Below are 8,782 nucleotides of genomic sequence, written 5' to 3'. Positions count from 1 at the left end.
ACTGCCGGCGTGCGCAAGAAGCGACGTCATCGCTGTCGTACGACATCGGCTCCGTCGCTTCCGCGCGCGTGCAACTGGTGGCGCGTGCACGGGGCGATGATGTCGGTGTCGTACGACGGCGACGGTGTCGCTCCCGCGCGTGTGCAACCGACCGCGTGCGCAACGAGCGACACCGACACCGGCCCGCACCCGCACCCGCCCGCCGCACCCGTACCCGCCCGCGGCACCCGCCGCCGCGCGCCGCATCGCCCCCCGTTCGGGGCGACGTCTAACGCTGCGGGCGACGGGCTCCGATAGCGCCACACGAGCACGGATCGCTCACCAGTTCGGCCAGGGATCGGCCACCACCGCACGGCGACGTCGTCACCACGATGATGCGCCTTGACGAGGGGACCCTTCGTGTTCGATTCCGTGACGAGCGTCGCGCTGCAGAGCGCACTCGACGGCCTGTCGATGCGCCAGAAGGTGATCGCGAACAACATCGCGAACATCAACACCACCAACTACCACGCCGAGAAGGTCCAGTTCGAGGACGCACTCGCGAAGTCGATCGTGGACGGCGACGGCGCCACCACGCCGACGATGGCGCGCAGCCTCGAGCCGACGAACACGAACGGCAACAACGTCAACCTCGACGAGGAAACGCTGTCGAACATCGACACCGTGCTGCGGTACCAGTTCGCCACGCAGGCGATGAACTCCGAGCTCACCAGCGTCCGTGCGGCGATGCGGACGAACTCGTGACGACCTTCGACGCGATCGGCATCGCGAGCACCGGCCTGACCGTGCACCGGAAGTGGCTCGACGCCGTCTCGGACAACATCGCGAACGCGAACACCGTGACGTCGATGGACGACACCGCGTTCCAGGCGCGCTACGTCGAGGTGCAGGAGGGCAACGGCGTCTCCGGCGCCTACGTCAAGGGCGCCGCGTTCGGCAGCGCCGCCGGCCGCGTGACCTACGACCCGGACCACCCGCTCGCGAACGAGGAGGGCTACGTCCGCATGCCCGACATCGACCTCGGCACGCAGATGGCGGACCTCATCATGGCCCAGCGCGGCTACCAGGCGAACGCCGCCGTGGTCGACCGTGCCAAGACCGCCTACGAGGCGGCACTGCAGATCGGGAAGAACTGATGCCCATCGACGCCGTGAACGGTGTGACCACCAACGCGATGACGAACGCCCTGACGAGTGTGTCAGGGACGTCGAGCGACAGCACGAGCGCGACCGGTGCCGCCGGTGCGACGACCGACGGCAGCGGGTTCGCCGCGAGCCTCGGCAACGCCGTCGACGGGCTGCAGTCGCTGCAGAGCGACTCGAAGACCCTCGCGCTCAAGGCCGTCACCGGCAACCTCGACGACATCCACGACGCCACCATCGCCGCCACCCGCGCGCAGGTCACGCTCGAGCTCGTCTCCGCCGTCCGCAACAAGGGCGTCGACGCCTTCAACGAGATCATGAGGATGCAGGCCTGATGCCCGTCGCCGTCAAGAACGTGTTCGCGCGCCTCAGCGCCTACGTGAAGGGCTTCTCCGCCGCCCAGCGCACCATCGCGATCCTGGCGATCGCGGCGCTGGTGCTCGGCGGGATCGCCCTCGCGTCGTGGCTCGGCAAGGCGTCGTACGCGCCGCTCTTCACCGGGCTGGCCGCGGCCGACGCGAGCTCCATCACCGACCAGCTGCAGACCGACGGCGTCCCGTTCCAGCTCACCGACGGCGGCGCGACCATCCTCGTGCCGCAGGCGCAGGTGTACTCGGAGCGGCTGAAGGCGGCGTCGAACGGCCTGCCGTCCTCGAACGAGGGCGGCTACTCGCTGCTCGACGACATGGGCGTGACGAGCTCGGAGTTCCAGCAGGACGTCACGTACAAGCGCGCGATGGAGGGCGAGCTCGCCAAGACCATCGGCGCGATGGACGGCGTGCAGACCGCCACGGTGCAGCTCGCGATCCCGGAGAAGTCCGTGTTCGTGTCCGAGGAGAAGGACCCGACGGCGTCGGTGTTCATCGCGACGGACAACGGCACCGAGCTCAGCAGCGACCAGGTCCAGGCCATCGTGCACCTGACGAGTGCCTCGGTCGAGGGCATGCAGCCCACTGACGTGTCCGTCGTGGACGCGAAGGGCCAGACCCTGTCCGCCGTGGGCACCGGCGCGACCGGCAGTGGTGCCGACCAGGCCGCCGACTACGACGCCGCGACGAGCAAGAAGATCCAGGACCTGCTCGACACCACGCTCGGGGTCGGCAACGCGACCGTCGTGGTCTCGGGGACGATGAACCAGGAGTCCGGCACCCGCACCTCCGAGCGCTACACCGCCCCGACCTCGGGCCCCGTCGCGCTGAACGAGTCGAGCACGACCGAGGAGTACGGCGCGGGCGCCGGCGCGGGGAACGGTGCGACCGGGGTCCTCGGACCGGACAACATCGCCGTCCCGAACGGCACCGCGACGGACGGCGCCGGCGACGACGGCTACAAGAACGAGTCGGCGACCAAGAACAACGCCGTCGACCACACCACCGAGACCACGCAGATCCCCTCGGGCGGGCTCGACCGGCAGACCATCTCGGTCGCGCTGAACGCGAAGGCCGACGCCGTGCAGAACGCGAACCTGCAGAGCATCAACGACCTGGTGTCCGCCGCGGCGGGTGTCGACCGCGACCGCGGTGACCAGGTGCAGGTCGCGATGATGGACTTCGACACGAGCGCATCGGACCAGGCCGCCAAGGCGCTGGAAGCGCAGGAGAAGGCCGACCAGCAGGAGGCCCTGTGGTCGTCGATCCGCACGGCGGGCATCGTGATCGGCATCGTCATCGCGGTCATCGCGATCATGTTCTTCGTCGCCCGGCGCAACCGGAAGCAGGAGCGCGAGGCCGTCGACCTCGGCGAACTCGACGCCTTCGCCGGCGAGACGTTCCAGCTGCCGCTCGCGATGGACGGCACCGGCGACCGGGTCACGCTCGGTGCCGGTGACGCCCCCACCGCCGTGCTCTCGGCGATGCCGGTGGGCGATCCGCCGACCGAGGTCCTGACCACCGAGGAGATCACGGCCGAGCGCCGCCGTCAGGACATCTCCGCCCTGGCCGAGCGCGACCCGAAGCGCACCGCCGAGCTCCTGCGCGGGCTCCTCGACGACCGGGCACCGGTGTGAGCGCGCTGATGCCGAGCGGCGGGGGCACCGGGAACACCAGCGGCACCGGCCCGACCGACCGCGCGCTGACCGGCGCCCAGAAGGTCGCGCTCATCCTCATGCAGATGGAGACCGACCGCGCCGCCGAGGTGATGAAGCAGTTCACCGAGATGGAGGCCGAGGAGATCTCCGCCGAGATCGTCCGGATGCGCCGTGTCGAGGACACCGTCGTCGACCAGACACTGTCGGAGTTCCACCGGATCACCATGAGCGGCCGGCTGCAGAAGCGCGGCGGCAAGGAGACCGCCCTCGGGCTGCTCGAGGCGTCGTTCGGCGCCGAGCGGGCAGCCGGCGTGATGGACCGTCTGGCCTCGAACCTCGCCGGCCAGTCGTTCGACTTCCTCGACGACGCCGAACCCGGCCAGGTCATCTCGCTGCTCGAGGGCGAGCTGCCGCAGACGATCGCCCTCGTGCTCGCGCACCTGGGGCCCGGCCAGGCCAGCGCCGTGCTCGCCGGGGTCGACGAGCGCGTCCGCACCGACGTCGCACAGGCGTTCGCCACGATGGGCACCGCGACGCCCGAGGCCGTCGGCATCGTGGCCGGGGTGCTCCGCCAGCGTGCCGGCGCCGTCGTCTCGCCCCGCGAGAGCGTCGAGGTCGTCGGCGGCATCGCGCCCCTCGTCGACATCATCAACCGCTCCGACGTCGCGACCGAGAAGGCCGTGCTCGAGGGACTCGAGGCCCGCGACCCGGAGCTCGCCGAGGACATCCGCTCGCGCATGCTCACCTTCGAGGACATCGTCAAGCTCGAGGCCCGTGACATCCAGCAGGTCCTCCGCGGGATCGACTCGAAGATCCTCGCGACCGCCATGAAGGGCGCCGCCGGACCCGTCATCGAGACGATCCGCGCGAACGTGTCCGAGCGCAACCGCGAACTGCTCGACGACGAACTGCAGGCCATGGGCCCGGTGCGCGTCTCGCAGGTCGAGGAGGCCCGTGCCGAGGTCGTCCGATCCGTGCGCGAGCTCGAGGCCCAGGGCATCGTCACCGTCCACCGCGCCGAGGAGGACGAGCTCGTTGACTGACACCGTCGTGCAGCGCGTCGCCTTCCCGGTGCTCGTCGACCCCGCCGGGCGCGAGCGTGCGTCCAGCGCGGACGTCCGCGGGCACGCCGCCGGGTACACCGCCGGGCTCCGTGCCGCGCAGGCCGAGACGGACGCCCTGCGCGCCCGGCTCGACGCCGAGCACGCGGCGCGGATCGCCGCCCTGCAGGCGGACACGGCCCGTCGGATCGCGGTCCTCGACGCCGCCACGAACGCGATGCTGTCCACGGTCGCACCCGTCCTGGCGGATGCCGAGGCGTCGGTCGCGAGCGCGGCAGTCGACCTGGCCGAGGCGATCGTCGGGAACGTGGTCCGCGCCTCCAGGCCAGCCCACGACACGACGGACGCGCACCCCGCTGACGGACGGGAGGCCCGGATCGCGTCCGGCGCCGAGGCCACCGTCCGGCGTGCGCTCGCGTCCGTCGACCGCACGGTCCCGGTGGCCGTCCGGCTGAGCCCGGCGGACGCTGCGCGCGTCGCCGACCTCGACCTGCCCGTGCCGGTCGTCGCCGACCGTGCGCTGCGCGACGGCGACGCCGTCGTCGACCTGCCGGACGGCATGCTCGACGCCCGGATCGCCACCGCACTCGACCGCGCCCGCACGGCCCTCGGGGTCGAACCGTCGGGAGCCGACCGGTGACCGCCACGCTGCTCCGTCCGCGCGGCCTCGACGAGGCGCTGCGCCAGGCCGCACCCCAGCGGGTCGGCGTCGTCACGAGTGCCGTCGGCCTCGGGCTCACGATCGCCGGCCTCGACGCCCGCGTCGGCGAGGTCGTCACCGTCGGCGCCGAGGACGGTGAACAGACGGCCGTCGAGGTCGTCGCGACCGACGCCTCGGGCGTGCGCTGCATGCCGCTCGGCCGCCTGGCCGGGGTCACCGCCGGGACGCCCGCACGTTCCAGCGGCCGTCCGGTGCTCGTGCCGACCGGATCCGGGCTGTTCGGCCGCGTGCTCGACGGGCTCGGCCGACCGATCGACGACCGCGGTCCGCTCGAGGGCCCCGTCGGCGAACCGGTCACCTGGGTCCCGCTCGACCACGACACCCCGAACGCGATGGCGCGCACCCGTATCGACACCCCGATGCAGCTCGGCGTCCGGGTGCTCGACACCCTGACCACCGTCGGCCGGGGGCAGCGCATGGGCCTGTTCGCCGGGTCCGGCGTCGGGAAGTCCTCGCTGCTCTCGATGATCGCGCGCGGCAGCGACGCGGCCGTCAACGTCATCGCCCTGGTGGGGGAGCGCGGCCGCGAGGTGCGCGAGTTCCTCGAGGACGACCTCGGACCCGAGGGCCTCGCCCGCTCGATCGTCGTCGTGTCGACCTCCGACGAGCCCGCCCTGATGCGCCTCCGCGCCGCGTTCGTCGCGACCCGCATCGCCGAGTCGTTCCGCGACGCCGGCCAGGACGTCGTGCTCATGATGGACTCGCTCACCCGGGTCGCGATGGCGCAGCGTGAGATCGGGCTGTCCGTGGGGGAGCCGCCGGCCACCCGGGGCTACCCGCCGTCGACGTTCTCGGTGCTCGCCGGACTGCTCGAGCGCGCCGGGACCGACCGCGTCGGCAGCATCACCGGGATGTACACCGTGCTGGTGGACGGCGACGACCACAACGAGCCGGTCGCGGACGCGGCCCGCAGCATCCTGGACGGCCACGTCGTGCTGGACCGCAAGCTCGCGATCACCGGGCACTTCCCCTCCGTCGACGCCCTGGGCTCGGTGTCCCGCGTCGCCTCGAAGGTCACCCGACCCGAGCAGCGTGCCGCCGCCACCGTGCTGCGGAAGGTGATGGCCGCCCGTGCCGGAGCCCAGGACCTGCTCGACGTCGGCGCGTACCAGCGCGGGTCGAACCCGCTCGTGGACGCCGCCGTCGACCACCAGGGCGCGATCGACGCGTTCCTCCGCCAGGGCATGGACGAGCGGGCGACCGCCGACGCGTCCTGGCAGCGCCTCGGTGGCCTCGTGCAGCAGCTGGGGGTGTCGTGATGGCCCGCCGTTTCCCGCTCGCCGGACTCCTGCGCCTGCGCCACACCGAACAGGACCGTGCCGCCGCCAACCTCGCCGCCGCGAACGAACGGGTCCGCGACGCCGCCGACGCCCGGATCGCCGCCCGGCGGAGCCTCGCCGACAGCGAGGACGCCCAGCCGATCCAGGACGCCGCGACCCTGAGCGCCGTCGCTGCAGCACGTGCAGCGACCCGCGGGATGCTCGAGGAGCTCGACGCCGTCGTGCGGAGCCGCCGTGCCGACGCCGACCGGGCGCAGCAGGACCACACCGCCGCCCGCCGCGCCGCCGTCGGGCTCGAGAAGCTCGAGGGCAAGCACACCGCGCAGCAGGCGGCCGAGGAACTCCGGACCGAACAGAACGCCCTCGACGAGATCGCGGCACGACGCCGCACGGAAGGTGGTGCCCGATGAGCGTCGAAGCGGTGCTCTCCCGGATCTCGGAGATCCGGTCCCAGATCGACACCCTGCGCGGCGGGACGGCCACGGGCGCTCCCGGCACGTCGATCGCCGGCGGTGCCGCGGGGTCGACGGCCTTCGCGGACGCCCTCGCCACCGCGGGGGGCACGACCGCTGCCACCGCTGCGACCGCTGCGACCGCTGCGCCAGCGGCTGCCGGTGCCGCCACTCCGGTGACCGCCGCTCCCGCCACCTCGGTCGACGCCGGTGCCGGCACCCTGGCCACCGGCAGCGGTGCCACCGGGGCCGACGTCGTCGCCGACGCGAAGAAGTACCTCGGCGTGCCGTACGTGTTCGGCGGGGAGACGACCGCGGGCATGGACTGCTCGGGCCTGGTGCAGACGGTCTTCAAGGACCTCGGGGTCACGATGCCCCGGGTCGTGCCGGACCAGGCGAAGATGGGCGTCGAGGTGGGCTCCCTGAAGGACGCCCAGCCCGGCGACCTCATCATCCCCAAGGGCGAGGGCCACATCGTCATCTACGTCGGCGACGGCAAGGTGCTGCACGCCCCGCGCCCCGGCAAGGACGTCCGGATCGTCGACAACTGGTACGCCGAGGGCGGCATCGCGACCATCCGCCGGATCGTCCCCGCGCACCAGGCCCCCGCGGCCGACTCCGCGCCGACCGTCTCGGCAGCGTCGGCAGCGCGCTCGGCGACCGACCTGCAGACCGCCGCACTGCTGTCCATGATGCAGTCCGGGAGCGCCGCATGAGCCTGACCATCGCCACCCAGCCGTCCGTGCCCACCACTTCGGGCTCCACCCGTGGACCGGCCACCGATCCCGCGGCCGCCGGGACCTTCGGTGCCGCGTTGACCGCCGCGGTCGCGACCGAGCGGCGCCCCGGCGACGGCGCCCCCGGGCGGGACGACGCCGACGGTCGCACGGCGGACGGTTCTGCTGCGACGCCCAGCGCCGCCGCCACGCCGTCTGCGTCCGTGTCCACGCCGGACCAGCCGGTGCCCGTGACCGAGGCGGTCGACGCGCAGGCGCTGCTCGCCGCCGGGCTCGTGGCGACCCCGATCGCGCCGGCAGCACCCGCGACGAGCGGGACGGTTGACGAGCCCACCGTCCGCTCTGCCGAGACCTCCGCGGGCGACCCGCACGCCACGGTCGTCGCCGCCGCAGCGACCGCCGGCACTGCGGCGACGACGCCGATCGTGGACGGCGCGACCTCGCAGCAGGTCCCGTCGACACCGACGCCGGCCACCGCCACTGCCCTCGGCACCACGCAGCAGGCACCGGCGTCCCCCGGAGCGTCGGAGTCCGGCGCCGCGCCGACCTCGACGACCGCTCCGGCAACCACGTACGCGACGCCGACTGCCACGACCGCTCCCGCGACCGCCGCGGGCACCACCCCCGCGACGACCGCAGCAGCCGCCACCGCACCCGCAACCGTCCCCGCTGCCGTGAACCCCGCCACGGCGCCGACGCGCACCGACGACGGCACCCCGATCGCGACCACGGCCCAGACGCCGGTCGTCACGGCGGCCACCGCCCCGGCAGCCACCACCGGCTCCGGAGCCGGCCACGGGACGGAGCAGCAGGCGTCGACGCCGGGTGATCCGGGCCTCCCGGCCGTGGCACCGACCCGCGGCGGCGACGCGCCGTTCGTGGTGACGACGTCGTCGGCCGGCGCGCCCTCCGCGGCCGCCCCCTCGGCGCCGGCACCGCTCGCGCAGCAGCTGGCGCGGCCGGTGTTCTCGCTCGCGCAGGCCGGCCCCGGTGAGCACGTGGTCACCGTGCAGGTCGTTCCGGACAGCCTCGGCCCGGTCACGGTCCGCGCGCACGTCACCGCGCACGGCATGCACGTCGAGCTGTTCGCCGCGTCGGACGCCGGCCGTGAGGCCGTCCGCCAGGTCCTCCCGGACCTCCGCCGCGACGCGGCCGGCACCGGGGTGAGCACCACCCTCGACCTGTCGTCGCAGAACCAGCCGCAGGACGCGCCGGGTCGCGACGAGCGTCCGGCCGCGCGTGTCCTTCCTGGCGACCCCGGCCTGGAGGCGCGGGTCACCCCGCGCGCGCAGCCCACCACCCACACGCCCTCCATCCGCACCGCGGGACTCGACGTCCTCGCCTGATCCGGCTCAGGAACAGG

General features: G+C 73.4%; 10 protein-coding genes. All 10 read left to right on the top strand.

What is annotated here, in order from left to right; translation table 11 throughout:
- The first annotated feature begins 399 nt into the window (after positions 1-399).
- From KK097_RS08675 to KK097_RS08630, 10 genes are read left to right on the top strand one after another with little or no spacing between them, the layout of a single operon-like run.
- On the top strand, positions 400-744 hold the full coding sequence (locus KK097_RS08675) for a flagellar basal body protein (RefSeq protein ID WP_017886135.1): 345 nt from the start codon (positions 400-402) through the stop codon (positions 742-744).
- Positions 741-1,136: a flagellar basal body rod protein FlgC gene (locus KK097_RS08670; protein WP_214531369.1), complete on the top strand. Its 396-nt coding sequence runs from the start codon at positions 741-743 to the stop codon at positions 1,134-1,136. Before KK097_RS08675 ends, KK097_RS08670 begins: the two co-directional genes overlap by 4 nt.
- Complete coding sequence (gene fliE / locus KK097_RS08665; protein WP_214531368.1) at positions 1,136-1,477, top strand: flagellar hook-basal body complex protein FliE; 342 nt, start codon at positions 1,136-1,138, stop codon at positions 1,475-1,477. Before KK097_RS08670 ends, fliE begins: the two co-directional genes overlap by 1 nt.
- Complete coding sequence (gene fliF / locus KK097_RS08660) at positions 1,477-3,147, top strand: flagellar basal-body MS-ring/collar protein FliF (protein WP_214544358.1); 1,671 nt, start codon at positions 1,477-1,479, stop codon at positions 3,145-3,147. The genes fliE and fliF overlap by 1 nt, the downstream gene beginning before the upstream one ends.
- A gap of 8 nt (positions 3,148-3,155) precedes the next feature.
- Positions 3,156-4,211, top strand: coding sequence for a flagellar motor switch protein FliG (gene fliG, locus KK097_RS08655; RefSeq protein WP_214531366.1), 1,056 nt, complete (start codon positions 3,156-3,158; stop codon positions 4,209-4,211).
- Positions 4,204-4,869, top strand: coding sequence for a FliH/SctL family protein (locus tag KK097_RS08650; RefSeq protein WP_214544357.1), 666 nt, complete (start codon positions 4,204-4,206; stop codon positions 4,867-4,869). The genes fliG and KK097_RS08650 overlap by 8 nt, the downstream gene beginning before the upstream one ends.
- Positions 4,866-6,209: a FliI/YscN family ATPase gene (locus tag KK097_RS08645; protein WP_214544356.1), complete on the top strand. Its 1,344-nt coding sequence runs from the start codon at positions 4,866-4,868 to the stop codon at positions 6,207-6,209. Before KK097_RS08650 ends, KK097_RS08645 begins: the two co-directional genes overlap by 4 nt.
- Positions 6,209-6,640 carry a flagellar FliJ family protein gene (locus KK097_RS08640; RefSeq protein WP_214531363.1) on the top strand — a complete coding sequence of 144 codons (432 nt, stop codon included), beginning with the start codon at positions 6,209-6,211 and terminating at the stop codon, positions 6,638-6,640. Before KK097_RS08645 ends, KK097_RS08640 begins: the two co-directional genes overlap by 1 nt.
- Positions 6,637-7,398, top strand: a complete 762-nt coding sequence (locus KK097_RS08635) for a C40 family peptidase (protein WP_214544355.1) — start codon at positions 6,637-6,639, stop codon at positions 7,396-7,398. Before KK097_RS08640 ends, KK097_RS08635 begins: the two co-directional genes overlap by 4 nt.
- On the top strand, positions 7,395-8,765 hold the full coding sequence (locus KK097_RS08630) for a flagellar hook-length control protein FliK (RefSeq protein WP_214544354.1): 1,371 nt from the start codon (positions 7,395-7,397) through the stop codon (positions 8,763-8,765). The genes KK097_RS08635 and KK097_RS08630 overlap by 4 nt, the downstream gene beginning before the upstream one ends.
- The last annotated feature ends 17 nt before the right edge of the window (positions 8,766-8,782 follow it).

Origin of the sequence: Curtobacterium flaccumfaciens (genome assembly GCF_018598405.1) — a bacterium.
Taxonomy (GTDB): domain Bacteria; phylum Actinomycetota; class Actinomycetes; order Actinomycetales; family Microbacteriaceae; genus Curtobacterium; species Curtobacterium aurantiacum.
Note: the sequence above shows the minus strand (reverse complement) of the source record. Positions and strands in the feature narration are given on the sequence as shown.

Excerpts from the sequence above, each read along its gene's own strand:
- fliE (WP_214531368.1), top strand. The coding sequence starts at position 1,136 with ATGCCCATCGACGCCGTGAACGGTGTGACCACCAACGCGATGACGAAC.
- fliF (WP_214544358.1), top strand. The coding sequence starts at position 1,477 with ATGCCCGTCGCCGTCAAGAACGTGTTCGCGCGCCTCAGCGCCTACGTG.
- KK097_RS08640 (WP_214531363.1), top strand. The coding sequence starts at position 6,209 with ATGGCCCGCCGTTTCCCGCTCGCCGGACTCCTGCGCCTGCGCCACACC.
- KK097_RS08630 (WP_214544354.1), top strand. The coding sequence starts at position 7,395 with ATGAGCCTGACCATCGCCACCCAGCCGTCCGTGCCCACCACTTCGGGC.
- fliG (WP_214531366.1), top strand. The coding sequence starts at position 3,156 with ATGCCGAGCGGCGGGGGCACCGGGAACACCAGCGGCACCGGCCCGACC.
- KK097_RS08635 (WP_214544355.1), top strand. The coding sequence starts at position 6,637 with ATGAGCGTCGAAGCGGTGCTCTCCCGGATCTCGGAGATCCGGTCCCAG.